Raw genomic sequence first — 23,685 nt, 5'->3', positions numbered from 1 at the left:
GGGCGAAGCCCCTCCAAGGGGCGCGGGGAACTGCGCGACCAGCCCCCACCGGGCCCACGGCCGCGAAACAACTGCGGCCCCCTGTTCAGAGCGGAGCGCCTACGCCGCCTGCAGGTCCATGCGCGCACCGAATTCCCGGACCACCGCCTCCTCCCGGAACGGCTCCAACCGCTGCTGGAAGTCCTCCAGATACTCGGCGCCCCGATTCGACCGCAGCGACCCCAGCAACTCCACCGCCTTCAACCCGGTGTGGCAGGCCTGCTCGACCTCCCGCTGCTGCACCTGTGCCGTGGCGAGCAGCACGTACCCGATGGCACGCCGCCGCGCCCTCGACTCCGGATGCTTGGCCAAGGACTCCTCGGCCCGCCGGGCGGCAGCCTCCGCCTGCCCCAGATCCCGGTGGCAGTGCGCCAACTCGTCCGCCAGATAGGCCTCGTCGAAGTGCTTGATCCACACCGGGTCGTCCCCGGACGACGGATCCGCCGCCTCCAACGCGTCGACGGCCCGCCCCGCAGCCGCCTGCGCACCGCGCGCGTCCCCCATCAACGCGTGCCCGCGCGCCTCCGCCGCGTGGAACATCGACTCCGCGCGCGGAGTCGCCCGCCCCCTCGCCCCCTCCTGGGCCGCGCGTGCCAACTGCGAGATCTCCCGCGGGTTTCCGAGCTGCGCGGCGAGGTGGCTCATGGACGCGGCGAGGACATAGCCGCCGTACGCGCGGTCGCCCGCGGCCTGGGCGAGACGGAGCGCCTGGATGTAGTACCGCTGGGCGAGTCCGGGTTGACCGGTGTCGACGGCCATGTACCCGGCGAGCTCGGTGAGTCGGGCGACCGCCGCGAACAACTCCCGTCCCACGGCCTCCCGGTAGGAGCCGGCCAGCAGTCCCGAGACGACGCTGTTGAGGTAGTGCACGACGACCGGCCGGACGTGCCCGCTGCCGTACTGGTGGTCGAGGTCCACGAGCGCCTGGGTCATCGCGCGCACGGCCGCCACGTCGGCGAGCCCCACCCTGGGCCCCGCCGAGCGGGCCACCTGCGAGTCCGGCGCCGAGATCAGCCAGTCACGGCTGGGCTCGACGAGGGCGGAGGCGGCCACGGAGGACCCGGAGAGGAAGTCCCGCCGGCCCACGTCGCTGCGCCACAGCTCACAGACCTGCTCGATGGCTCCCAGCACTGTGGGCGAGAACTGCAGGCCGACACCGGACGCCAGGTTCTTGCCGTTGGCCATGCCGATCTCGTCGATGGTGACCGTACGGCCCAGCTTGCGGCCGAGGGCCTCGGCGATGATCGCGGGCGCCCGGCCCCGCGGCTGCTGTCCGCGCAGCCAGCGCGCGACGGACGTCTTGTCGTAGCGGAGGTCGAGTCCGTGCTCCGCGCCGCACATGTTGACCCGCCGGGCCAGCCCCGCGTTGGAGCAGCCCGCTTCCTGGATGAGCGCCTGCAGTCGTTCGTTCGGCTGCCTGGCGACGAGCGGCCTTGCGGCCATGGCGTACCCCCTGTGGCTGTGGTGCCTTGCCCACGCACCGAGTTGACGTGCCTTCAGTGACCGCGTCCCGTCGCATACGTGTACCCACGTATCGAAAAGATCCGGCCTCGAAGATCAATGCCCCGCCGACATACCGAAGATGCGAGACATGCCAGGATTGCCGGGGTAAACACGGATGCTGTACCCCACACGTGGCTACCCGGCTCACTTCGTGATCCCTCTCGCGCGCCCCCGGACATGCACCCATGCGCCCCGGGCCCGTTGACGATGCTCTCCCCCGCGCATGTGACATCCGTAACCCCTGATGACCGCTAGAGTTGTGTTCATCGTGGAAGAGACCATCGCGGGCCCTGAAGCTGCCCAAATCCCGAAGCAGCGTGGCGAATCGCTGCTGGACACCGCCGTTCGATACGCCGAAGAGCGCCATTGGGACGTGTTCCCCGGCACTTGGCTGGAAGCCGTCGACGGGGTGCAGATCTGTTCCTGCGGCAACGCAGCGTGCGCGACCCCCGGCGCGCACCCGGCGCGCGAGGACTGGGCGACCCAGGCGACAGGCAGTGCGACCGTCGCACGCCGCCTCTGGTCGAAGCAGCCGAACGCGTCGATCCTGCTGCCGACCGGCCGTACGTTCGACACGATCGACGTTCCCGAGACCGCCGGCCTGCTGGCGCTCGCCCGTATGGAACGCATGGAGCTGACGCTCGGGCCGGTGACCTGGACGCCGGACCGCCGTATGCAGTTCTTCGTGCTCCCGGGCGCGTCGGTCAAAGTCCCTGACCTGGTACGGAAGTTGGGCTGGTCGCCGCTCGCGCTCGATCTCAAGGCGCTGGGCGAGGGCGAGTTCGTGGCCGCCCCGCCGACGCGCTACGGATCCCGGGGCGCCGTGCAGTGGGCCCGCCGCCCCACCCCGGCCAACCGCTGGCTGCCGGACGCGGAAGAACTGATCTCACCGCTCGCCTACGCGTGCGGCCGGGACGGCCGCCGCTGACGCACCGGGTCGGGGCTGCGGCTCGGCTTCACGACCGGGCTTCTCGGTCGTGGTCGGCCGCGCGGTTCCCCGCGCCCCGCCCCCCACTGGCGACCAGGCCACGCACGTGATCTCCTTCGGGCAGCTCGTGCGAAGACTGGGGGGCGTATGGACAGGCAGGGCATCCTGCGGCGCGGTATGAGAGTCGGTCTGCTGATGGCTTGCCTTCCGAGCCTGCCCTGGGCCGCTCTCGCCCTGGTGATGGCCCCTGTGGAACTCCTCGGAGGAGGGGGCACCCGGCTCGCCGCCCGTGACCTGCGGTACGCGGCTGTGCTCTCCGGGGGAAGCCTGGTGGCCGGGGTGTTGATGGGCCTGGTCCTCACTGGGGGCCTGGCTCTGGCTTCTCGCGGCGTCACTCGCGTGTGGGGGCTCTCCCTCGTGGGAGCACTGCTCGGAGCGTTGGTCTTCCCGGCCGAGTTCGTGGTCGTCGCGCTGGGCACGGACGGGGCGTACGCACAGCTCGGGACGACCTTTCTGGCGTGGCCGGTCATGATGGTGGTGGCGGCCGTGCACAGCGCCGACATCGTGGGACGGTCCCGCGCCCGCGGATGGCTGTGGGCCCCAGGACCGGTACAGCGCCTCCGACGAGGCTGACGGCACCGACGGACACGGCCTGGCCGACGGACGCCGTCGTGGGTGACGGGACCGGGGCCGTGGGGCGGGGTGGGCGGGTGGTGAAGAGCCAGGCACACATGCCGACGGCCGCGAGGAATCCGCAGAGCAGCACGGCGACCACGGCACCGAGGGGCACGGAGCAGCCCGCGTCGGCGAGACCCATCGTCGTCACGACCCCCAGCAGGCACAGGGCCACGACCGACAGGCCGCCCACGACGATCGTCCGGATGGCCCCGCCCCCGGGCACCCGGATCCCGTTCAGACCGGGACGGCCGTACGCCACGTAGCCGAGGACGGACACGGCGAACACCACCCCGGCCGGCGTTCTCCCCGTCGGCCGCGACGATGCAGTAGGTGAGCGAACTCAGGATCAGTCCGAGCAGGGCCGCGAGGAGCGCGGGAAGGGCCTGGCCGAGCGCTTCTTCCCGGCGGCCGGTCGGCGCGGCGTCGCCCAGGAAGTGGGAGATGACGATGAAGACGGCCGCCAGCGCGAACCCGGCCAGCACGCCGGCGAGTTGCGAGTAGAGCTCGGCGACCGTCCCGACGTCGAGGAGCGGGGGCTTGCACGGCATCGGCGACTCCGCGATAGGTGACACGACGTAGCGTGCTCGCGGGTGGCCGCCGTGCCGTGACCTTCACGGATTTTCGGCACGGGCGGGAGAGAGGTGCGGTAGAGCGGTGCGGCGGACTGTGCAGTGGACGGTGCGGTGCGGTGGAGCCGTGGAGCGGTGTCCCGCCGTGCGACCTGGAAGGGGGCCAGGAGCGTGTCTGGGCCCTCGCGCTCAGTCCGGGAAGCCGTCCAGGAACGGCTCTATCGCCGCGCGCCACGCGTCCGGCTGGTCGTAGTGGACCAGGTGGCCCGCGTCGGCGACCTCCGCGTACTGGCCGTGGGGCAGCACCCGGACCATCTCCTGGGCCTCGGCGCGTCCCAGCTCCCCGTCGAGGCCGCGGACGACGAGGGCCGGGCAGCGCACCTGGGTCAGCTCCTCCCAGTGCGCGTCGTAGACCCAGGTCTCACGGGTCGTCAGCATCTGCTCGGGTTCGAACACCGGCCGCCAGCCGTCGGGCCCCTCGTGCATGACCTCGGCGTAGAACTCTCCCCGGGACGGGCTGGGTCGCTCCACCCAGGGGTCGTCCTCGCCGAACCACTTGCGGACGTCGGCGAGGGTGGCGAACGGCAGCGGCCAGGCCTTGAACCAGTTCTCCCACTCGCGCTGCGAGGCCGCGCCGAGCGCCGAGGCCCGCATGTCGCAGATGATCAGTCCGCTCACCAGGTCGGGGCGGCGCGCGGCCAGCTGCCACGCGGTCAGCGCGCCCATGGCATGGCCTATCAGGACGACCGGGGCGAGGCCCAGCTGTTCGACGGCGGCCTCGGCGTCCTCGACGTAGGCCTCACGGGTGTACGCGGCCTGCTCGGGCTTCTCGCTCTGGCCGTGTCCGCGCTGGTCGAGCGCCACGGCACGGTGGCGTTCGGAGAGCCAGCGGGCGGTGGGGGCCCAGTGCGAGGCGCGGCCCATGAGGCCGTGCAATAACAGCACCCCCGGCCGGGGTTCGTTCTCGCCGGTCTTGGGCGGGTCGCCGAACTCCCAGGCGGCGAGACTCACGCCGCCCGCTCCCCTCACGTCGATGCGCCGCACCATTGGCACCCCCCAGACTCCCGCCCGGACCGCTCGCTCCCGCCTCTCGCTCCCGCTTCGAGCCGGCCGGTCCACTCGTCCCAACTGCTGTCGTACCGCTGTCGTGCTGCTTCCGTACCGCATCCGCTGTCGCTTCCGCCCTGGCTCTCGCCGTCGCCTCGCCGTTGCTCCAGCTGCTGTCGTGCGCCGTGCGCGCCGCTCGGACGGCGAGCACTTGTGTTACAGCGTGCATATCGGTTGACACGTTACGTGTGGGGCGCTCGCATCAGTCATGCTGCGGGTCACACAGCGACACGCCACCCACGTTATCGAATACACATTCGAAGATGCCGCTCTTGGCGACAACACCCCTCATTCGAGTGACCTCCCTCAAGGATTGCCCGCCGCCGCCGAGGGGAGATCTTCAACGGGAGGCGGACCGCTCGGGGAAAACGGTCCGAGGGGAATGACCCTGGGAGCTCGGGGCTCCGGGTCAGCACAGGGGAGGACAGGCCCCGGCGCCGCACGGCGCCGGGGCCCTCCTCATGTCCACGGCACATCCGCCCCGCCCCCTCCCTCACCACCCGGGATCCTCGTCTCGGGCGGCCAAGAGCCCCTCAGGTCATATGCCTCACGCGCAAGCCTCGCACGCGAACGGCCCGAGCGCTGCGATTCAGCGCACTGAATCTTGGATTGGACGGGTTCCCGGACACGGGCCTCCTACACCACAACTCCCCCTTGCGCACCGGGAGTTGGCGGGCGATACGGACATCCGCCGACACGCGTCGAACAGCGGGTGCGCGGGCCGACCCCGACGAGGATCGACGGGGTGAGGGGCAGGCGCGAGGGACGGGCATGGGCGCTGGGCTGGCGGGCGGCACGGGCGAGCGCGGGATGCCGGTGCGAGCCCGGATACGGACCCGGGTGTGGGCCCGGTGCGGGCCCGGCTACGGGCCCGGGAGGGTCACTGCTTGGCGACGAACACGTGGGAGGCGACGTCCGCCTCCAGCTCCGCCGCCTCGCCGCCGCTGCCCACGAGGACACCGCCGGCCGCCTCCGTCACGCTCACCACGGAACCGGGCTGCACGCCCGCGCGGCGCAGCGTGTACATCAGCTGGGCGTCCGTCTGGATGGGCTCGCCGATACGGCGCACGACGACGGTCTTGCCCTCGGTCCCCGGGTCGAGGTCGGCCAGCGACACCATGCCCTCGTCCAGGAAGGGGTCCGCGCCGTCCTTCTCGCCCAGCTCCTCCAGGCCCGGGATCGGGTTGCCGTACGGCGACTCCGTGGGGTGGCGCAGCAGCTCCAGGACGCGGCGCTCGACCGCCTCGCTCATCACGTGCTCCCAGCGACACGCCTCCGCGTGCACCTGCTCCCACTCCAGACCGATCACGTCGACGAGCAGGCACTCCGCGAGGCGGTGCTTGCGCATCACACGCGTCGCCAGCCGACGGCCCTCCTCGGTGAGCTCCAGGTGACGGTCCGCGGCGACGGACACCAGGCCGTCGCGCTCCATGCGCGCGACCGTCTGGCTCACCGTGGGGCCGCTCTGGTCGAGCCGCTCGGCGATCCGGGCGCGCATGGGGACCACACCTTCCTCCTCCAGCTCGAGGATGGTGCGGAGATACATCTCCGTCGTATCGATCAGTCCGGACATACGTGCCCCTCGATGAGATTCAGCCGGAGGCTGCGACGGCCACACCGGCTTGCTGCGGCTTGCTGCGCTGGCCCTGGACCCAATTCTTACGCATCCGACTGACAACCGGGCGGCGCCGGGGGAACGACGACGGTATGAGCCCGGTCAGGTGGCCGATTTGTGACCTGGCGCCCCACTTTCCGGGGCCGGCTCGCCCCTGAGGGTGGGCGGCCGAGGCCGGGATGCGGGTGCGGGTGAGTGGGGCTGCTCGCGCACTTCCCGGCACCCCTGGAGAGCAGGGGCTGCGCCCGTGCCCTCGGTATTGACACCCCACTGGTCCAGACCACTAACGTGATCGGCGTCACCAAGGACTCGCGGAAGGCGGAGGGGTCGGCGCATGGGACTGGACGGCGGCACGGCGGGTGGGCGGTTCCTCGACGCGGCGATCGGGCTGCTCGAACGCGTACGGGACGAGGAGACGGAGTCGATCACCGCGGCGGGAGAGCTGATCGCGGACACGGTCGTCGACGGCGGACGCCTGTTCGCCTTCGGCGCCGGCCACTCCTCGCTCGCCGCCCAGGACCTCGTCTACCGGGCCGGCGGACTCGCGCTGATGAACCTGCTGGCGGTCCCCGGCGCCGTGGGCGTGGACGTGGTGCCCGCCACCCTCGGATCCGCGCTGGAACGGGTCGACGGGCTCGCGACCGCCGTGCTCGACAGCAGCCCGCTGCGGGCCGGCGACCTGCTCGTGGTGATCTCGCTCTCCGGCCGCAACGCGCTGCCCGTCGAGATGGCCTCGCACGCCCGCGAACTGGGCGCGAAGGTCATCGGCGTCACCTCGGTCGCGTACGCCACGCGCACGACGTCCCGCCACTCCTCCGGCACCTTCCTCAAGGACCACTGCGACCTCGTCCTCGACTCGAAGATCGCGGTCGGCGACGCCGAACTCACCCTCGACACCATCCCCGCCCCCTTCGCCCCGGCCTCCACCGTCGTCACCTCGGCGATCCTGCAGTCGGTCATGGCCACCGCCGCCGCCTCCCTCGCGGATCGGGGCGTCGAACCACCCCTCCTGCGCTCCGGCAACGTCGACGGCGGGCTCGACTGGAACGACCGGGTGATGCGCGAGTACGGAGATCGGATCTTCTACCTCCGCTGACTGCATCCCTGGAATCGTGGGAACGCTGAGAAGGGTGAGGAGGAAATCCGGCGTACAACGATTTCGTCCAAATCTTGCGTGAAGCGGATGTGGGCTGGGTCACGTTCGAGTTGAATGATGGCGAGTGAGCGAACCGACGCGCCGTACCAGCCGTACATGCGGACGCAACGCAGCCTGCAGGGGGTTCAGGTGAGTGCTTCCCGGCGTACTGGGGCCACCGACGAACTCGGGCCCGACAAGCCCGAGCGGGACGGCCCGACGAACGACGACACCGAGGACACCGAGGACATCGAGGGCACGGTGAACACCGAGGACACCGAAGGCACCGAGGGCTCCACGGATTCCACGGACTTCGGTGGCTCCGACCTCCTCGCCGCCCTCCTCGACGGGATGGACGCGGCCCTCTGCGCCTTCGACGCCGACGGCGTCGTCACCCACTGGAACCGCGAGGCCGAACGCATCCTGGGCTGGAGCGCCGAGGAGGCCGTGGGCCGCCGCGGCTTCGCCGGGTGGGCGGTGCGCACCGCCGACGCCGAGGAGGTGGAGGGGCGGCTGATGGCCGCCATGCACGCCAGCGGCCGGCAGGTGCACGAGTTCGCCCTGGTCACCAAGGACGGCGGGCGCGTCCTGGTCCGCACCCAGTCCGCCGCCGTACGCGGACCCGACGGCAAGCCCGCCGGCCTCTACTGCGCCTTCAGCGAGGTCCACGCCCAGATCGACCTCGAACGGTCCATCGCGCTCAGCGAGGCCCTCTTCGAGGACGCCTCCTGGGGCGTCGTCCTCGTCGACGCCGACCTGCGCCCCGCCGTCGTCAACGCCCACGCCGCCCGCTCCCTCGGCATCGGCCGCACGGCCGTCCTCGGGCGCCCCCTCGGCGAGCTGCTCGCCCAAGGCGCCGAGGAACTGGAGAGCGCCCTCACCCACGTCCTCGCCGAGGGCGCTCCGCCCGCGCCCGCGGAGATCTGGGTCGGTGTGCGCACCCCCGACGGCGAGAAACGGCGGTGCTGGCGCAGCGGATTCCTCCGCCTCGCCTCGCCCCTCGCCGAGGAGCCCGTACCGCTCGGCGTCGGCTGGCTCTTCCAGGACATCACCGAGTCCAAACAGACCGAGCAGGAGGCCGCGCAGCTCCGCTTCCGCGTCAACCAGCTCCATCGGGCCGCACGCGCCGCCTCCGAGTGCGAGGACCCCGGCGAGGCCGCCACCGTCCACCTCGACTTCGCCCTCGCCGGCTTCGCCGACCACGCCCTCATCGACCGCGTGGCCGGAGGGTCGATGGCCGACGGCGAGGGGCCCGCCCGGCTCGTCCGCGCCGCCGCCACACCCTCCGGCCGGCCCGGCCCCAGCCATCTCGCCGGCCACGCCGGCATCCCCGTCCGCTACGGCCCCGGGCACCCCGCCCTGCAGTGCGTGGAGCGCGCCGGCTCGGTCCGCGCCAGCGCCGGTACGGCCGCACCGGAGACGGCCCGCGACTGGGCCATGGGACGCCAGTGGCCCCCGGAGACCGTGCACGCCCTCTGCGCGGTCCTCCGCAGCCGCGGCCGCACCCTCGGCGTGGTCACCTTCCTCCGCGGCGCGGGCCGCACCCCGTTCGAACGCACGGACGCGATCTACGCGGAGGACGTAGCCATACACATCGCGGCGGCCCTGGACCTGGAGGCACTGGAACGGTCGTCGGAGTAGGCGCGGCGGGGTCGGCGGGAGACTCGGCAGGTCATCGGAACAGGCACCGCAGGACGCCGGCAGCACCACGAGCCGTCGGAGCGGACGCGGCTGGGTCGGGTCGCCGGGAGACACGGGCAAGCATCGGAGCAGGCAACCGCAGGGTCGCCGGGGGAGACTCGGCGAGCCGTCGAGGCAAGCGCGGCGGCGAGGGTCGGAAGGCAGGGGCCGGGGGTCGCCGGGAAACGCCTCGCGGGTGGTCCGGCGGGCGGCTTCCGCGGCTCAGGAGGGCTCGAAGCAAGCGGCCCTACGGGTTCGTCAGCGGGGATCTCGCGCAGGCCACGGTGCCGTCCGGAAAGTGGGCGGGTACGTGGGTGGGGCACATCTCCGTCCGGGCCCGGGGCCAGCACAATCTCGCCGCGCCCGTCGGCCGGATCAACGTCAGCCACCGGCATCTTCGGCTGCTGCAACGGGGCGACGGCTACAGCTACGCCAGGCGCGACGGCATCCTCGAGAATCCCTGCGAAAAAAGCGCTTGAACGCCTCCACCTCGCTTCCTAGAGTGATGGGCACGTGAGAAGGGAGGTGATCGGGTACATGTATGAAACCCGGACGCACGAGGTGGCTGCGGGCTAGCGGCCCTGCACCACACACAGTGCGGTGCCGGACCAGTGCGTACTGAGCGCGCAGCCGGCCCAATCTCAAGTAGTCACCCGACCCGCAGACTCGCCGGTACGTCCGGCCGGCTTCTTCGCCTTCTGGGCGGAGGGACCCAGAGTCTGCGGGTCGTCTGCGTTTCGTAGGGCGCAGTATGCTTTCACCATGCTTCCGATACTCGTTCGACGCCGGCACGTGGACTTCGTGCGCGTCACGAGCATGGGCTGTCGGGCTTCCGGCTGAATCCCAGATCCAGTTCAGGTCCAGTTCAGGTCCAGTTCAGGTCCAGGTTCAGATCAGCGATCTTTTGGATCTTTGATCTCAGGGCCCGGTTCCGGCAGTTCCTCCTTCTCACGCACGGACGCATCTCATGACGAACTCAGCGACCACGTCGTCGTACCTCCAGTTGCCCATCATCGATCTCTCCGCCGCCGACCGCGGGCCCGAGGCGCGGGCGCTGCTGCACGCGCAGTTGCACAGTGCCGCGCACGACGTGGGGTTCTTCCAACTCGTCGGGCACGGGATCGGGGAGGAGGAGATCCGGCGGCTCGACACGGCCATGCGGGCGTTCTTCGCGTTGCCCGAGGCCGAGCGGCTCGCCCTCGACAACGTCAACTCGCCGCATTTCCGGGGCTATACGCGGACCGGGGACGAGCGGACGGGCGGCAGTCGGGACTGGCGGGACCAGTTGGACATCGGCGCCGAGCGGGCCGTCCGGCGTCCCGGGCCCGGGGAGCCGGCGTACTGGTGGCTCCAGGGCCCCAATCAGTGGCCCGCGTCCCTGCCGGAGCTGCGGACCGCCGCGCTCGCGTGGATCGACCGGCTCAGTGCCGTGGCACAGCGGCTGCTGCGGGAGTTGCTGGTCGCGATCGGTGCGCCCGCCGATTTCTACGACCCGATCTTCGGGGAGGGGGCCCATCCGCATCTGAAGCTGGTGCGGTATCCGGGGAGTGCGGGGGACGGGGCCGATCAGGGGGTGGGCGCCCACAAGGACTACGGGTTCCTGACCCTGTTGTTGCAGGACCAGGTCGGTGGGCTCCAGGTGGAGCGGGCGGACGGGCTGTTCCATGACGTGCCGCCGATTCCGGGGGCGTTCGTCGTGAACCTCGGGGAGTTGCTGGAGGTGGCGACGAACGGCTATCTGCTCGCCACCCATCACCGGGTCGTCAGTCCGCCCGGGGCGACCGAGCGGTTCTCCGTGCCGTTCTTCTACAACCCCCGGCTCGACGCCCGGGTGGAGCCGCTGGTCTTTCCGTACGCCTCCACCGCGCCCGGTGTGACCGACGATCCGGGGAACCCGCTGTTCGCCGAGTACGGGTTCAACGAGCTGAAGGGGAAGCTGCGGGCGCATCCGCTCGTCGCCGAGCGGCATCACGCGGGGCTGCTCAGCCCCGCGTGACGGTACGGTCCCGTCCGCTAGTGCGCGGCGATGTCCGCGTAGCCCTCGATCTCCTGGGGGCTGCGCGTGCCCGGTCCCACGTAGCGTGCGGAGGGGCGCACGAGTCGGCCGGTGCGCTTCTGTTCGAGGATGTGGGCCGACCAGCCGGCGGTGCGGGCGCAGGTGAACATCGACGTGAACATGTGCGCCGGGACCTCGGCGAAGTCCAGGACGATGGCCGCCCAGAACTCGACGTTCGTGGCGAGGACACGGTCGGGGCGGCGGGCGTGGAGTTCGGCCAGGGCGGCCTTCTCCAGGGCTTCGGCGACCTCGAAGCGGGGGGCGCCGAGGTCGCGGGCGGTGCGGCGCAGGACGCGGGCGCGGGGGTCCTCGGCGCGGTAGACGCGGTGGCCGAAGCCCATGAGGCGTTCGCCCTTGTCGAGGGCCTGCTTGACGTAGGCGTCGGCGTCGCCGGTGCGTTCGATCTCCTCGATCATGCCGAGGACGCGGGACGGGGCGCCGCCGTGGAGGGGGCCGGACATGGCGCCGACGGCGCCGGAGAGGGCGGCGGCGACGTCCGCGCCGGTGGAGGCGATGACGCGGGCCGTGAAGGTGGAGGCGTTCATGCCGTGTTCGGCGGCGCTGGTCCAGTAGGCGTCGACGGCCGCGACGTGCTTGGGGTCGGGCTCGCCGCGCCAGCGGATCATGAAGCGTTCGACGACGGACTGGGCCTTGTCGATCTCGCGCTGGGGGACCATGGGCAGGCCCTGGCCGCGGGCGGACTGGGCGACGTAGGAGAGGGCCATGACGGCGGCGCGGGCGAGGTCGGCGCGGGCCTGCTCCTCGTCGATGTCGAGGAGGGGTTTGAGGCCCCAGACGGGGGCGAGCATGGCGAGCGCGGACTGGACGTCGACGCGGATGTCGCCGGAGTGGACGGGGATGGGGAACGGCTCGGCGGGCGGGAGGCCGGGGCGGAAGGCGCCGTCGACGAGGAGGCCCCAGACGTTGCCGAAGGAGACGTGGCCGACCAGGTCCTCGATGTCGACGCCCCGGTAGCGGAGGGCGCCGCCTTCCTTGTCCGGTTCGGCGATCTCCGTCTCGAACGCGACGACTCCTTCGAGCCCGGGTACGAAGTCGGACATCAGGCGGCTCCTCTTGATGTGTGCGACAGGCGGTTCCTGCACCATACGCCTGAGTGCCAGGATTGGGGAGGGTCGGCGGCACTCAGTGCCACTTCTCCTCCGGCCTGCCGTTCATACGGCAGGATGACCATGTGAACGATCACGATCCGGCTCTCATGCGCAAGCAGTACCGTGCCGACGGGCTCGACGAGAGCGAGCTGGCCGCCGGTCCCATGGAGCAGTTCGGGCGGTGGTTCCTCCAGGCCGCGCAGGAGGGGGCGGTGTTCGAGCCGAACGCCATGGTGGTGTCGACGGCCGACGCCGAGGGGCGCCCCGCTTCCCGTACGGTGCTGATGAAGGCCTACGACGCGCGTGGCTTCGTCTTCTACACGAACTACGACTCGCGCAAGGCCCGTGACCTGGCGGTGAACCCGTACGTCACGCTGCTCTTCCCCTGGCACGCGCTCGCGCGGCAGGTGATCGTGACGGGGACGGCGGTACGGACCGGGCGGGACGAGACGGCGGCGTACTTCCGGACGCGGCCGCACGGGTCGCAGCTGGGGGCGTGGGCCAGCGCGCAGTCGTCGGTGATCTCCTCGCGGGCCGAACTGGACGCCGCGTACGAGGAGTTGCTCGCGCGCTATCCGGAGGGCGAGCAGGTGCCGGTGCCACCGCACTGGGGTGGTTTCCGGGTGGTGCCGCAGAGTGTGGAGTTCTGGCAGGGGCGGTGGAACCGGCTGCACGACCGGCTGCGGTACGTGGCGGAGCCGGACGGGTCGTGGCGGGTGGAGCGGCTGAGTCCCTGAGGGCTCCTTGGCCTCGCGCTTTCGCGTTACCCGGCCGAGGCTGCGTGTCAGACCAAGAGCTGACGGCGCAGCCATGCCACTCGGGCGGCGATGGCGTCCTGCGACATCACGGCATGGGGGGCCACGACGTCGAACCCGTGGAACCCACCGGGCCACACGTGCAGTTCGAGGCGGCCGCCCGCCTGCCATATACGGCTTGCGTAGGCGACGCCCTCGTCCCGGAACGTTTCGGCCGACCCGACGTCGATGAACGTGGACGGCAGACCGGAGAGGTCTGCCGCACGGGCAAGCACGGGAGCGAGCTCCGGGTCGAAGGGCGGGGGCGGTCCGACCAGTTGGGCGGATGACCGGTCCGTGAAGTGAGTGGTCATGTGTTCTCCTTGCGGTGGTCGACTGGGTGTCTGCCTGCCCCGGCTCACGGGTCGTCGACAGATGTCACGTGGCCGATGCGGCCCGCCATCTGGTGGTCAAAAGGAGGGGGTTCCGCCTGGGATCGAGCTGTTCGCGAGTGGCTGCTCGGAGCCGGTGCCCGGCTCAGACGGTAGGGACGGTGCCGTCGTCGATCACGTACTCGGCTCCTACGATGGCCGAGGCGCGGTCCGAGACCAGGAACCCGACCAGGTCCGCGATCTCCTCGGTGTTCGCGAATCGTCCCAGGGGTACCCCTCCGAGGGAGTCGTAGATGGTCTGCTTGGCCGCTTCGCGTGTGAGTCCGTTGCCCTCGGCGATCCGGTCCACGAACTGTTCGTAGGCTTCGGTCTCGATTCCGCCGGGGCTGATTGCGTTGACCCGTACGCCGCGCGGTGCGAGCTCATTGGCAAGTCCCTTGCTGTATGTGCGCAGCCCGGCCTTCGCTGTTGCGTACGCCAAGGACGCGTCATACAGGGGCAGTTCACGCTGGATCGAGGTGAAATGCAGCACCACGCCCGACCCGGCCCTGATCATTGCCGGGAGAAGAGCTCGATCCAGCCGCACCGCTCCAAGGAGGTTGAGGTTCAGCTCGGTGAGCCACTGGTCATCGGTGATGACCGCGAATCCACCAGGCGGCGTCGACGTCCCTCCGACGACGTGCACCAGGATGTCGAGTGCGCCGGCCTCTGCGATGCGAGCGGCCACGGCATCGGTGCCTTCGATCGTCAACAGGTCCGCTTCGATGAATCGGTCAGGGTGCTCGTACCCGTCGGGCATCGTCCGCGCCGCCACGTACACATCGGCACCCATCTCTCGCAGTCTCTCCACGACGGCCTTCCCCGAGCCCTTCGAACCGCCCGTGACCAGCGCCCGGCGACCGTCGAGACGATCGCGATCCGAACCAGACATGTTTCTCTCCACTGAAGATCGGGGTGGTGCGGATTCGGTCAGGCTGGGTGGTTGGCGATGACGAGTTCGGCGACGAGGTCGTCCCGCAGCGCGAACCGGTAGTCGAGCTCGGCGACGCCCCCCGGGAAGGTGCCCTCGAGCCGCACGGTCACCACCCAGTGGGCGTCATCGACGCGGTGAGCGCCGATCTGCTCGGTTGTGAATGCGAATTCGGACCCGGCGTCCCGCAGGAACGCGTAGGTCTCCTCTCGGCCACGGAAGGTCTCGTCCTGGTCGACGATCACCGCGTCCTCGGCGAGGAACGACGAGGCGGTGTCGGCGTCGCGGACGATGTGGGCGGCGAAGAACTCGCGCACGGTGGTCGGGAGCAGATCGGACGGGAGATCGGTGTGCTGTGTCATGAGCCCACCGTGTGACCTCACGGCGGGGGAGGGTCAAGCCGTGGACTCTCCCCCAGGGGGAGCGTTCAGAATGACGGGATGCTGACCATCGGCGACTTCTCGCGGCTGACCCACCTGAGCGTACGGACCCTGCGCCGGTATCACGAGGCGGCCCTGCTGGAACCCGCCGTAGTGGACGAGACCACCGGTTACCGCTACTACGGCGTGGACCAGATCCCGACCGCACAGGTCATCCACCGGCTCCGCGAGCTCGACGTCCCCCTGAGCGATGTGCAGCGGATCCTGCGGACCCCCGACCCCGGTGTCCGGGCGGCCCTGGTGACGGACCACCTGCAACGCCTCGAGGACACGCTCGACCGCACCCGGGCCGCGGTCGTGTCGCTGCGCCGCCTGCTCCGGCCCGACCCCGCGCCGATCGACGTCGAGCTGCGTGCGGAGCCCGCCCGGACGGTCGCGGCGGTAGAGGCCGTAGTCGGACATCGCGACATCGCGACCTGGTACGCAGGCGCGATGGCCGAATTGGAGGCAGCCGTCGGCGCCGCCGTGACCGGACCGCCGGGCGGCAGCTACGACAACGCTCTTTTCGAGCAGGAGCGCGGCCACGCGGTCGTCTACCTGCCGACCGCTGCGCCACCTCGCACCGGACGCGTGCACCCCATGACTCTGCCGGCCGCGGAACTGGCCGTCACCACCCACGTCGGCGAGCACGACGGCGTCGAGGTCACGTACGGCGAACTCGGGACCTGGGTGGTGGAGAACGCGATGTCGGTGGCCGGGCCGGTACGGGAGGTCTACGTTGTCGGCCCCCGTGACACAAGCGATCCCGCTGCGTGGCGCACCGAGATCGGCTGGCCGGTCTTCCGTGTCACCTGAAGCGGTCAGTGCGGTGCGGAGTCCTGGAACGACGGGGCGCACAATCTGGACGGCTGGCCGGAGGGCATGCGGTTGATCGTCAGGTAGGAACGGCCGCACCCCGGGGCCCAGTTGCGGCTCACGGATGCGCCTTCGAGGTCAGGTCGAGTTCCTTAGGTCGAGCTCCTGAGGTCGAGCCCTTGATGTCCCGGGGCGGCTCAGCCGAGTTTCTCGTCGAGGATGGCCGCCCACTGGGCCACCACCTTGTCGCGGCGGCCGGTGTCGTCGGTGAGGAGGTTGGCGAGGCCGAGGCCGCGGGCCATGTCGAGGAGGCCCTGGACGGTCTCGCGGACGCCGGGGACGGTCTCGTCGGCGCGGAGGAGGTCGACGGCGATGCGGTGGGTCTCGCGGCCGACGCGGGCTTCGAGTTCGGTGACGCGGGAGCGGAGCTGTTCCTCGTTGGAGGCGGCGACCCAGAGGTGGAGGGCGGCGCGGAAGAGGGGGCCGGTGAAGAGGTCGACGACGGCGGCGACGACGTCCCCGCGGTCGGCGGCGCCCTCGGGGAAGAGGGCGCGCAGGGCGAGGGAGCGCTCTTCGGCGACGTACTCGACGGCGGCGGTGAAGAGGTCCTCGCGGGTGCGGAAGTGGTGCTGGGCGGCGCCCCGGGAGACGCCGGCGCGTTCGGCGACGGCGGAGACGGTGGAGCCGGCCCAGCCGTGTTCGGCGAGGCAGGCCACGGCGGCTTCCAGGAGGCGCTGACGGGTGACGCGGCTGCGGTCCTGCTTGGGGCCGCGATCCACACCAGGGCCTGTTTCCGTCACGCTCACAACACCCATCCCGGGTCCCGTCCTTCGAGGAACGCCGTCATGCCCTCGCGGGCGTCGGCGGAGGCGAACAGCCGGGACGAGAGGCTGGTCAGTTCGCCCGCGTCCAGGTCGAAGTTCTCCAGCACCTTAGCCGTGAGCAGGCGTTTCGTCTCCGCCAGGGCCCTCGGTGAGGCCCGGCGCAGTCCGTCGAGCACGGGTTCGAGCAGGTCGTCGACATCGGCGCCGGCCGTGGTGAGCACCCCGATGCGGGCGGCCTCGGCGGAGCCGAAGGTCTCGCCGGTGAGCGAGTAGCGGGCGAGGGCGCGGGGGTCGGTGCGGGGGCGGAGGGTGAGGGAGATGACGGCGGGCGCGACGCCGATGCGGACCTCGGTGAGCGCGAACCCGGCCTGCGGTCCGGCGGCGGCGATGTCGCAGGCGCCGAGCAGGCCGAGGCCGCCCGCGCGGACGTGGCCGGTGACGCGGGCGACGACGGGTCTGGGCAGTTCGAGGATCTGGCGGAGCAGCGTGACCATGGCTTTCGGGTCGGGCGGGTCCCGCAGGTCGGCGCCCGCGCAGAACGTGTTCCCGGTGTGGGTGAGGACGACGGCGCGTACGTCGTCGTCCTCGCCGCACCGGGTGAGCGCGTCCGACAGCTCCCCCACCAGCCTCGCCGAGAGGGCGTTGCGGTTGGCCGGGGAGTCGAGGGTGAGGGTGGTGATGCCCCGGTCGTGGGCACGGTGGATCAGGTCGGTCACAGGCGTTCCCTGAGTTCGCGGCGGAGGATCTTCCCGGAGGCCGCGCGGGGCACGTCGGCGACGAAGGTGACGTGGCGGACGCGTTTGTAGGGGGCGACGCGTTCGGCGACGTACATCATCACCTCGCCCTCGGAGAGGTCCCGGGCGGTGGGCCGGCGGACGACGAAGGCGTGCGGCACCTCGTTGCCGTCGTCGTTGTAGTGGCCGACGACGGCGGCGTCGGCGATGCCGGGGTGGGTGACGAGGAGGGCTTCGAGTTCGGCGGGGGCGACCTGGAAGCCCTTGTACTTGATCAGCTCCTTGACCCGGTCGACGACATACAGCCAGCCGTCGGCGTCGACATGGCCGATGTCGCCGGTGGCGAGCCAGCCGTCCGCGTCGATCATGTCGGCGGTGGCCCGGGGGCGGCCAAGGTAGCCCTTCATGACCTGCGGGCCCCGGATGACGATCTCGCCTGGTTCACCGACGCCGACCTCCTTGCCGGGGTCGTCCAGCGAGACGATCCGCATCTCGGTGCCGGCGATGAGTTTGCCGACGGTGCCGGGGGGCGCGACGGCGGCCTGGACGAGGGGGACCAGGTGGGAGCAGGGGGAGAGTTCGGTCATGCCGTAACCCTGGACGACGGGCGGCAGGGAGAGGCGGGCGGAGCAGGCTGCGGCGAGCTTCGCGTCGAGGGGCGCGGCGGCGGAGAGGATGTGCCGGACCGTGGAGAGGTCGTAGCGCTCGGCGGCCGGGTGCTTGGCGAGGGCGAGGACGATCGGTGGGGCCACGTAGAGGGTAGTGCTGCGGTGCGTCTGGGTCGCTGTGAGGAAGACGTCCGGGACAACGGGGGCAGGATGGAAGCGCCCCGCCGAGGCGGGGCGTTCACGGAGGCGGTGAGGCCGTATATTTGGCATCCTCCCCCTCCGTGGAGAGGGATTCCAACCCACCTGGGTTGAGGTTCACGGACGTTCGAGCGGTTGGGTACCGCTGACGTCCCCCCGGCACCGGCTGATCGCCAGAGGCAGGTAATACCCGCCCTACCCTGCCGCGACGTCGCAGTGCGACAGTCCCAAACCCTAGTGCGGCGCCCGCGGCGCATGGCATGCCTCTTGAGGCATTCACCCGATCGGGTGATCAACCGGCCGCCCGCCCGTTCGGCGGCGGCGCGGGCGGTCTCCAGCAGCGGTGAGACCGTGACGATCCAGCTCGCCCCGGAGTCCTGGAGCTGTGTGGCCAGCTCGCCGGGGGTGGCCAGCGGGTGCACGGTGGTGACGGTGGCGCCCGCGCGGGTGGCCGCGTAGAACGCCGTCGGGTAGGCGATCGTGTTGGGGCTGTGCAGGGCGAGGACGTCGCCCTTGCGGACGCCCGCCTCGGCGAACGCGGCCGCGAGCCGGCGGTGGAAGCGGTCCAGTTGTTCGTACGTGAGCGTCGTGCCGTCGACTCCGTCGATCAGCGCGGGCAGCTCGCCGAACTCCGGGGCGCGGCCCAGGACGGCTTCGTGGATGGGGAGTTCGAGGGGCTGGACGTCTGCGTACTCGCTGCGGAACATGGTTCCTCCTCGCGCCACACGGTGCCGGTCAGTACGACTTCGGCAGGCCCAGGGTCTGGTGGGAGACGTAGTTGAGAATCATCTCCCGGCTCACCGGCGCGATACGAGACACGCGCGCGGCCGTGATCAGCGAGGCGAGGCCGAACTCGGTGGTGAGGCCGTTGCCGCCGAGGGTGTGCACGGCCTGGTCGACGGCCTTCACACAGGCCTCGCCCGCCGCGTACTTGGCCATGTTGGCGGCCTCGCCGGCCGCCGCGTCGTCGCCCGCGTCGTAGAGGTGGGCCGCCTTCTGCGTCATCAGGCGGGCCAGTTCGAGTTCGATGTGGGACTGGGCGAGGGGGTGGGCGATCGCCTGGTGGGCGCCGATGGGCCGGCTCCAGACCGTGCGGTCGCGGGCGTACTCGACGGCCTTGGCGAGGGCGTAGCGGGCCATGCCGATGGCGAAGGCCGCGGTCATGATCCGCTCGGGGTTGAGGCCGGCGAACAGTTGGAGGAGACCGGCGTTCTCGTCGCCGACCAGGGCGTCGGCGGGGAGCCGGATGTCGTCGAAGCTCAGCTCGAACTGCTTCTCGGCGGCGCGGAGTTCCATGTCGATGCGGCGGTACTCGAAGCCGGGGGTGTCCGTGGGGACGATGAAGAGGCAGGGCTTGAGGGTGCCGGTGCGGGCGTCCTCGGTGCGGCCGACGATGAGGACGGCGTCCGCCCGGTCCACGCCGGAGATGAAGACCTTGCGGCCCGTGAGCAGCCAGTCGCCTCCGGCGGATCGGCGGGCTGTGGTGGTGATGCGGTGGCTGTTGGAGCCGGCGTCGGGTTCGGTGATGCCGAAGGCCATGAGGCGTGAGCCGTCGGCGAGTCCGGGGAGCCAGGCGTGTTTCTGGGCCTCCGTACCGAAGCGGGCGATCACCGTGCCGCAGATCGCCGGGGAGACGATCAGCATGAGCAGGGGGCAGCCCGCGGTGCCGAGTTCCTCCAGGACGATGGAGAGTTCGGTGATGCCGCCGCCTCCGCCTCCGTAGGCCTCGGGGAGGTTGACTCCCAGGTAGCCGAGTTTTGCTGCCTCGGACCAGAGTTCGTCGGGATGGCGGCCCTCTTTGTTGATCGTGGCTATGTAGTCGCGGCCGTAACGGTTTCCGAGGGCGGAGACTGCCGCTCGTAGGGCCTTGTGTTCTTCGGATTCGAGGACCGGGGACATTTTCAGGCTCCTAAGGGAGAGGGTCCGTTCGTCGGGAGGAGGGTGCGGGTCTGTGGGGGCTTGTCGCGCCCGCGCGGCGGAGCCGCATATCGACACAGCCCCGCGCCCCTTCAGGTGGGCTGTTCCTCGACCACGGCCAAGAGGGCGCCCATCTCTACCTGTTGTCCTGGCGTCGCGTGCAGGGCCGTCAGCGTTCCCGTTGCCGGGGCCGTGATCCTGTGTTCCATCTTCATCGCCTCCAGCCAGAGGAGAGGCTGGCCCGCTTCCACCGCTGAGCCCGGCTTCAGGTGGTCCGCGACGCGGACGACCGTGCCCGGCATCGGGGCCAGGAGGGAGCCGGGGGCCTGTTGGGTGGTGGGGTCGGGGAAACGGGGCAGGGCGGTGAGGGTGGTGGTGTTGACGTGGACGTGGTCGCCGTAGCGGGTCACCTCGAACTTCCGGTGGACGCCGTCCACTTCGAGGACCACGCTCCCGGCATCGGCGTGCACGACCCGGACGCCGTCTGCCTCCGGGCCGGTCCTGGTGTGGCGGTAGTGGACCTCGTGCTCCTCCCCCGCCATCAGGTACCGCTTGGTCTGGGGCTGGGAGGGCACGTTGCGCCAGCCGCCGAAGCGGGGGTGGCCCCCGGCGGCGGCGTCGGCCAGGGCGGCGGCCAGCGGGGCGTGCGGGTCGGGGGTTCCGGTGGTGAGGGCGGCGAGGTGGCGGTCGTAGAAGCCCGTGTCCATGCGGGCGGTCGTGAACTCCTCGTGGCGCAGGGAGTTCAGTAGCAGGGCCCGGTTCGTTGTGGGCCCGTGGATCGTGGCCCGTTCCAGGGCTCCCGCCAGCCTGCGGATCGCCTCGGCCCGGGTGGGGGCGTGGGCGATCAGCTTGGCGAGCATGGGGTCGTAGTGGACGCCGATCGTGTCGCCGTCCGCGTAACCGGTGTCCAGGCGGACGCCCCCGGGGACGACCAGTCGGTGCAGGGTGCCGGTCTGCGGGGTCCAGTCGCGGGCCGGGTCCTCGGCGTACAGGCGGGCCTCGATCGCGTGGCCGTGTGCGGGTGGAGGGTCGGCGGGCAGGGCGTGGCCCTCGGCGACGCGGATCTGTTCGGCGACCAGGTCGAGGCCGAAGACGGCTTCGGTCACCGGGTGTTCGACCTGGAGGCGGGTGTTCATCTCCAGGAAGTGGGCCCGGCCGGCGGAGACGAGGAACTCGACGGTGCCCGCGCCGACGTAGTCGACGGCGCGCGCGGCGCGTACGGCCAGCGTGTGGAGTTTCTCGGTGAGCGCCTCGGGCAGGTCGGGGGCCGGGGCCTCCTCGATCACCTTCTGGTGGCGGCGCTGGAGGGAGCAGTCGCGGGTGCCCAGCGGCCAGACGGTGCCGTGGGTGTCGGCGAGGATCTGGACCTCGACGTGACGGCCGTTCTCCAGGTACGGCTCGACGAAGACCTCGCCGTCGCCGAAGGCGCTCGCGGCCTCGGCGCGGGCGCTCTCCAGGGCGGTGGGCAGGTCTGCCAGGTGGCGTACGACGCGCATGCCGCGTCCGCCGCCGCCCGCCGCCGCCTTCACCAGGACCGGCAGGTCGTCCTCGGTGACCTCGGCCGCGTCCAGGGGTGCCAGGCCCATGAGTTCCTTGGCGCGGGTCTTCGACGCCATCGCCTCGATCGCCTCGGGGGGCGGGCCGATCCAGACGAGCCCCGCGTCCTGGACGGCACGGGCGAAGTCCGCGTTCTCGGAGAGGAAGCCGTAGCCGGGGTGGACGGCGTCGGCGCCCGCGGCGAGGGCCGCCTTCACGACCAGGTCGCCGCGCAGATAGGTGTCGGCGGGGGCCGCGCCCGGCAGCCGTACGGCCGTGTCGGCCATGCGCGTGTGCAGGGCGTTCGCGTCGGCGTCGGAGTGCACGGCGACCGTGTGGATGCCCAGGTCGGCGCAGGTGCGGAAGATGCGGCAGGCGATCTCGCCGCGGTTGGCGACGAGGACGGAGTTGACCGTCCGGATCAATGGTGCGGTCAAGGGAGAGATCGAGGAGAAAGACATCAAGGGAGACAACCTCACATCCGGAAGACGCCGAAGCCGCCGCGGGCGCCCTCGTAGGGGGCGGTGTGGATCGCGGACAGGCACAGGCCGAGGACGGTGCGGGTGTCGCGGGGGTCGATGACCCCGTCGTCGTACAGCCGTCCGGACAGGAACATCGGGAGCGACTCGGACTCGATCTGCTGCTCCACCATCGCGCGCAGCGCGGCGTCGGCGTCCTCGTCGTACGGCTGTCCCTTGGCCGTCGCCGACTGCCGGGCCACGATCGACAGGACACCCGCCAGTTGCTGCGGGCCCATCACGGCCGACTTGGCGCTGGGCCAGGCGAAGAGGAAGCGGGGGTCGTAGGCGCGGCCGCACATGCCGTAGTGGCCTGCGCCGTACGACGCGCCCATGAGGACGGACAGGTGGGGCACCCGGCTGTTGCTCACCGCGTTGATCATCATCGCGCCGTGCTTGATGATGCCGCCCTGCTCGTACTCCCTGCCGACCATGTAGCCGGTGGTGTTGTGCAGGAAGAGGAGAGGGATGTCGCGCTGGTTGGCGAGCTGGATGAACTGGGCCGCCTTCTGGGACTCCTCGCTGAAGAGGACCCCTTGGGCGTTGGCAAGGATGCCGACGGGATAGCCGTGCAGGGTGGCCCAGCCGGTGGTGAGGCTGGTGCCGTAGAGGGGCTTGAACTCGTCGAAGTCGGAGGCGTCGACGATCCGGGCGATGACCTCGCGGGGGTCGAAGGGCACCTTCAGGTCGCCGGGGACGATGCCGAGCAGTTCCTCCGGGTCGTACTTCGGGGGCGCGGCCGGGGCCGGATCGGCGTACGCCTTGCGGTGGTTAAGGCGGGCGACGACCCGGCGGGCCTGGCGCAGGGCGTCCGGTTCGTCGACGGCGAAGTGGTCCGCGAGGCCCGACACGCGTGCGTGCATCTCGGCGCCGCCCAGCGACTCGTCGTCGCTCTCCTCGCCGGTGGCCATCTTGACCAGGGGCGGGCCGCCGAGGAACACCTTCGCCCGCTCCTTGACCATGATCACGTGGTCGGACATGCCCGGGACGTACGCGCCGCCTGCGGTGGAGTTGCCGAAGACGACGGCGATGGTGGGGATGCCGGCGGCGGAGAGCCGGGTGAGGTCGCGGAAGATCGCGCCGCCGGGGATGAAGATCTCCTTCTGGGAGGGGAGATCGGCTCCGCCGGACTCGACGAGGCTGATGCAGGGCAGGCGGTTGGCCAGCGCGATGTCGTTGGCCCGGAGGGCCTTCTTCAGGCTCCACGGGTTGCTCGCGCCGCCGCGTACGGTCGGGTCGTTGGCGGTGATCAGGCACTCGACGCCCTCGACGATCCCGATGCCGGTGACGAGCGAGGCGCCGACCGTGTACTCGCTGCCCCAGGCGGCGAGCGGGGACAGCTCCAGGAAGGGGGTGTCGGGGTCGAGGAGCAGTTCGACGCGCTCGCGGGCGAGGAGCTTGCCGCGTCCCCGGTGGCGGGCGGTGTACTTCTCGCCGCCTCCCGCGAGGGCCTTCGCGTGCTCGGCGTCGAGTTCGGCGAGCCGGGCGAGCATGGCCTCGCGGTTCGCGACGTGGTCGGGGGCGCCCGGGTCGAGGGCGGAGGCGAGGACGGTCACCGGAGGGCCTCCTCGGGCTGGGGGCGGCGGGCTGTCACGGGTGG

General features: G+C 71.2%; 20 protein-coding genes and 1 pseudogene. 8 read left to right on the top strand and 13 right to left on the bottom strand.

Annotated elements, in window-relative coordinates:
- Positions 1-99: 99 nt before the first annotated feature.
- The gene (locus ACZ9QC_RS23665) at positions 100-1,482 is read right to left on the bottom strand and encodes a transcriptional regulator (protein WP_467291093.1); all 1,383 of its coding nucleotides are present in this window, start codon (positions 1,480-1,482) and stop codon (positions 100-102) included.
- Positions 1,483-1,810: 328 nt separating this feature from the next.
- On the opposite strand from ACZ9QC_RS23665, the gene ACZ9QC_RS23660 reads away from it, so the two are divergent.
- Positions 1,811-2,470 carry a bifunctional DNA primase/polymerase gene (locus ACZ9QC_RS23660; RefSeq protein ID WP_472914945.1) on the top strand — a complete coding sequence of 220 codons (660 nt, stop codon included), beginning with the start codon at positions 1,811-1,813 and terminating at the stop codon, positions 2,468-2,470.
- A gap of 195 nt (positions 2,471-2,665) precedes the next feature.
- Complete coding sequence (locus tag ACZ9QC_RS23655; RefSeq protein ID WP_472914944.1) at positions 2,666-3,103, top strand: hypothetical protein; 438 nt, start codon at positions 2,666-2,668, stop codon at positions 3,101-3,103.
- An 803-nt stretch (positions 3,104-3,906) separates the two neighbouring features.
- Here ACZ9QC_RS23655 and ACZ9QC_RS23650 read toward each other — a convergent pair.
- Positions 3,907-4,764, bottom strand: coding sequence for an alpha/beta fold hydrolase (locus tag ACZ9QC_RS23650; RefSeq protein ID WP_472914943.1), 858 nt, complete (start codon positions 4,762-4,764; stop codon positions 3,907-3,909).
- Positions 4,765-5,704: 940 nt separating this feature from the next.
- On the bottom strand, positions 5,705-6,397 hold the full coding sequence (locus ACZ9QC_RS23645; protein ID WP_316727666.1) for a metal-dependent transcriptional regulator: 693 nt from the start codon (positions 6,395-6,397) through the stop codon (positions 5,705-5,707).
- 376 nt (positions 6,398-6,773) lie between these two features.
- On the opposite strand from ACZ9QC_RS23645, the gene ACZ9QC_RS23640 reads away from it, so the two are divergent.
- The 4 genes from ACZ9QC_RS23640 to ACZ9QC_RS23625 all read left to right on the top strand — a co-directional run bounded on the left by ACZ9QC_RS23640 (position 6,774) and on the right by ACZ9QC_RS23625 (position 11,250).
- On the top strand, positions 6,774-7,535 hold the full coding sequence (locus tag ACZ9QC_RS23640; RefSeq protein ID WP_472914942.1) for an SIS domain-containing protein: 762 nt from the start codon (positions 6,774-6,776) through the stop codon (positions 7,533-7,535).
- 189 nt (positions 7,536-7,724) lie between these two features.
- Positions 7,725-9,215, top strand: a complete 1,491-nt coding sequence (locus tag ACZ9QC_RS23635; protein ID WP_472914941.1) for a PAS domain-containing protein — start codon at positions 7,725-7,727, stop codon at positions 9,213-9,215.
- A gap of 353 nt (positions 9,216-9,568) precedes the next feature.
- Entirely contained in the window at positions 9,569-9,733 is a 165-nt protein-coding gene (locus ACZ9QC_RS23630; RefSeq protein WP_472914940.1) for a hypothetical protein, read from the top strand.
- A 488-nt stretch (positions 9,734-10,221) separates the two neighbouring features.
- Positions 10,222-11,250, top strand: coding sequence for an isopenicillin N synthase family dioxygenase (locus tag ACZ9QC_RS23625; RefSeq protein WP_472914939.1), 1,029 nt, complete (start codon positions 10,222-10,224; stop codon positions 11,248-11,250).
- 17 nt (positions 11,251-11,267) lie between these two features.
- Here ACZ9QC_RS23625 and ACZ9QC_RS23620 read toward each other — a convergent pair whose 3' ends face one another.
- Positions 11,268-12,371, bottom strand: coding sequence for a citrate synthase 2 (locus ACZ9QC_RS23620; RefSeq protein WP_045556076.1), 1,104 nt, complete (start codon positions 12,369-12,371; stop codon positions 11,268-11,270).
- 155 nt (positions 12,372-12,526) lie between these two features.
- On the opposite strand from ACZ9QC_RS23620, the gene pdxH reads away from it, so the two are divergent.
- Complete coding sequence (gene pdxH / locus ACZ9QC_RS23615; protein ID WP_472921778.1) at positions 12,527-13,156, top strand: pyridoxamine 5'-phosphate oxidase; 630 nt, start codon at positions 12,527-12,529, stop codon at positions 13,154-13,156.
- 47 nt (positions 13,157-13,203) lie between these two features.
- Here pdxH and ACZ9QC_RS23610 read toward each other — a convergent pair whose 3' ends face one another.
- The 3 genes from ACZ9QC_RS23610 to ACZ9QC_RS23600 form a co-directional block, all read right to left on the bottom strand.
- On the bottom strand, positions 13,204-13,575 hold the full coding sequence (locus ACZ9QC_RS23610; RefSeq protein WP_472914938.1) for an alpha/beta hydrolase: 372 nt from the start codon (positions 13,573-13,575) through the stop codon (positions 13,204-13,206).
- Positions 13,576-13,690: 115 nt separating this feature from the next.
- Positions 13,691-14,476 carry an SDR family oxidoreductase gene (locus ACZ9QC_RS23605; RefSeq protein ID WP_472914937.1) on the bottom strand — a complete coding sequence of 262 codons (786 nt, stop codon included), beginning with the start codon at positions 14,474-14,476 and terminating at the stop codon, positions 13,691-13,693.
- A gap of 38 nt (positions 14,477-14,514) precedes the next feature.
- Entirely contained in the window at positions 14,515-14,877 is a 363-nt protein-coding gene (locus tag ACZ9QC_RS23600; protein WP_472914936.1) for a nuclear transport factor 2 family protein, read from the bottom strand.
- Between the two features lie 78 nt (positions 14,878-14,955).
- On the opposite strand from ACZ9QC_RS23600, the gene ACZ9QC_RS23595 reads away from it, so the two are divergent.
- Positions 14,956-15,750: a MerR family transcriptional regulator gene (locus ACZ9QC_RS23595; protein WP_472914935.1), complete on the top strand. Its 795-nt coding sequence runs from the start codon at positions 14,956-14,958 to the stop codon at positions 15,748-15,750.
- Positions 15,751-15,947: 197 nt separating this feature from the next.
- On the opposite strand, the gene ACZ9QC_RS23590 is transcribed toward ACZ9QC_RS23595, so the two are convergent.
- The 6 genes and pseudogenes from ACZ9QC_RS23590 to ACZ9QC_RS23565 all read right to left on the bottom strand — a co-directional run bounded on the left by ACZ9QC_RS23590 (position 15,948) and on the right by ACZ9QC_RS23565 (position 23,641).
- Positions 15,948-16,565 (bottom strand): TetR/AcrR family transcriptional regulator, encoded by a 618-nt coding sequence (locus ACZ9QC_RS23590; RefSeq protein ID WP_472914934.1) that lies wholly within the window; start codon positions 16,563-16,565, stop codon positions 15,948-15,950.
- Entirely contained in the window at positions 16,553-17,290 is a 738-nt protein-coding gene (locus ACZ9QC_RS23585; protein WP_472914933.1) for an enoyl-CoA hydratase family protein, read from the bottom strand. The genes ACZ9QC_RS23590 and ACZ9QC_RS23585 overlap by 13 nt, the downstream gene beginning before the upstream one ends.
- Positions 17,287-18,821 (bottom strand): annotated as a pseudogene (locus ACZ9QC_RS23580) (AMP-binding protein). The gene ACZ9QC_RS23585 and the pseudogene ACZ9QC_RS23580 overlap by 4 nt, the downstream one beginning before the upstream one ends.
- Positions 18,822-18,849: 28 nt before the next feature.
- Entirely contained in the window at positions 18,850-20,013 is a 1,164-nt protein-coding gene (locus tag ACZ9QC_RS23575; RefSeq protein ID WP_472914932.1) for an acyl-CoA dehydrogenase family protein, read from the bottom strand.
- 110 nt (positions 20,014-20,123) lie between these two features.
- A complete protein-coding gene (locus ACZ9QC_RS23570) occupies positions 20,124-22,004 on the bottom strand; it encodes an acetyl/propionyl/methylcrotonyl-CoA carboxylase subunit alpha (RefSeq protein ID WP_472914931.1) in 1,881 nt (626 codons plus the stop codon).
- A gap of 38 nt (positions 22,005-22,042) precedes the next feature.
- Positions 22,043-23,641 (bottom strand): acyl-CoA carboxylase subunit beta, encoded by a 1,599-nt coding sequence (locus ACZ9QC_RS23565; RefSeq protein WP_472914930.1) that lies wholly within the window; start codon positions 23,639-23,641, stop codon positions 22,043-22,045.
- Between the last annotated feature and the right edge of the window lie 44 nt (positions 23,642-23,685).

The organism is Streptomyces sp. HUAS MS02 (genome assembly GCF_055702265.1).
The sequence above is the reverse complement of the archived record's forward strand: the minus strand, read 5'-3'. Positions and strand labels throughout refer to the sequence as shown.

Bases quoted from the DNA above. Each gene is read 5' to 3' on its own strand.
- ACZ9QC_RS23665 (WP_467291093.1), bottom strand. From the start codon at position 1,482: ATGGCCGCAAGGCCGCTCGTCGCCAGGCAGCCGAACGAACGACTGCAG.
- ACZ9QC_RS23655 (WP_472914944.1), top strand. From the start codon at position 2,666: ATGGCTTGCCTTCCGAGCCTGCCCTGGGCCGCTCTCGCCCTGGTGATG.
- ACZ9QC_RS23650 (WP_472914943.1), bottom strand. From the start codon at position 4,764: ATGGTGCGGCGCATCGACGTGAGGGGAGCGGGCGGCGTGAGTCTCGCC.
- ACZ9QC_RS23645 (WP_316727666.1), bottom strand. From the start codon at position 6,397: ATGTCCGGACTGATCGATACGACGGAGATGTATCTCCGCACCATCCTC.
- ACZ9QC_RS23640 (WP_472914942.1), top strand. From the start codon at position 6,774: ATGGGACTGGACGGCGGCACGGCGGGTGGGCGGTTCCTCGACGCGGCG.
- ACZ9QC_RS23625 (WP_472914939.1), top strand. From the start codon at position 10,222: ATGACGAACTCAGCGACCACGTCGTCGTACCTCCAGTTGCCCATCATC.
- ACZ9QC_RS23620 (WP_045556076.1), bottom strand. From the start codon at position 12,371: ATGTCCGACTTCGTACCCGGGCTCGAAGGAGTCGTCGCGTTCGAGACG.
- pdxH (WP_472921778.1), top strand. From the start codon at position 12,527: ATGCGCAAGCAGTACCGTGCCGACGGGCTCGACGAGAGCGAGCTGGCC.
- ACZ9QC_RS23605 (WP_472914937.1), bottom strand. From the start codon at position 14,476: ATGTCTGGTTCGGATCGCGATCGTCTCGACGGTCGCCGGGCGCTGGTC.
- ACZ9QC_RS23600 (WP_472914936.1), bottom strand. From the start codon at position 14,877: ATGACACAGCACACCGATCTCCCGTCCGATCTGCTCCCGACCACCGTG.
- ACZ9QC_RS23595 (WP_472914935.1), top strand. From the start codon at position 14,956: ATGCTGACCATCGGCGACTTCTCGCGGCTGACCCACCTGAGCGTACGG.
- ACZ9QC_RS23590 (WP_472914934.1), bottom strand. From the start codon at position 16,565: ATGGGTGTTGTGAGCGTGACGGAAACAGGCCCTGGTGTGGATCGCGGC.
- ACZ9QC_RS23575 (WP_472914932.1), bottom strand. From the start codon at position 20,013: ATGTCCCCGGTCCTCGAATCCGAAGAACACAAGGCCCTACGAGCGGCA.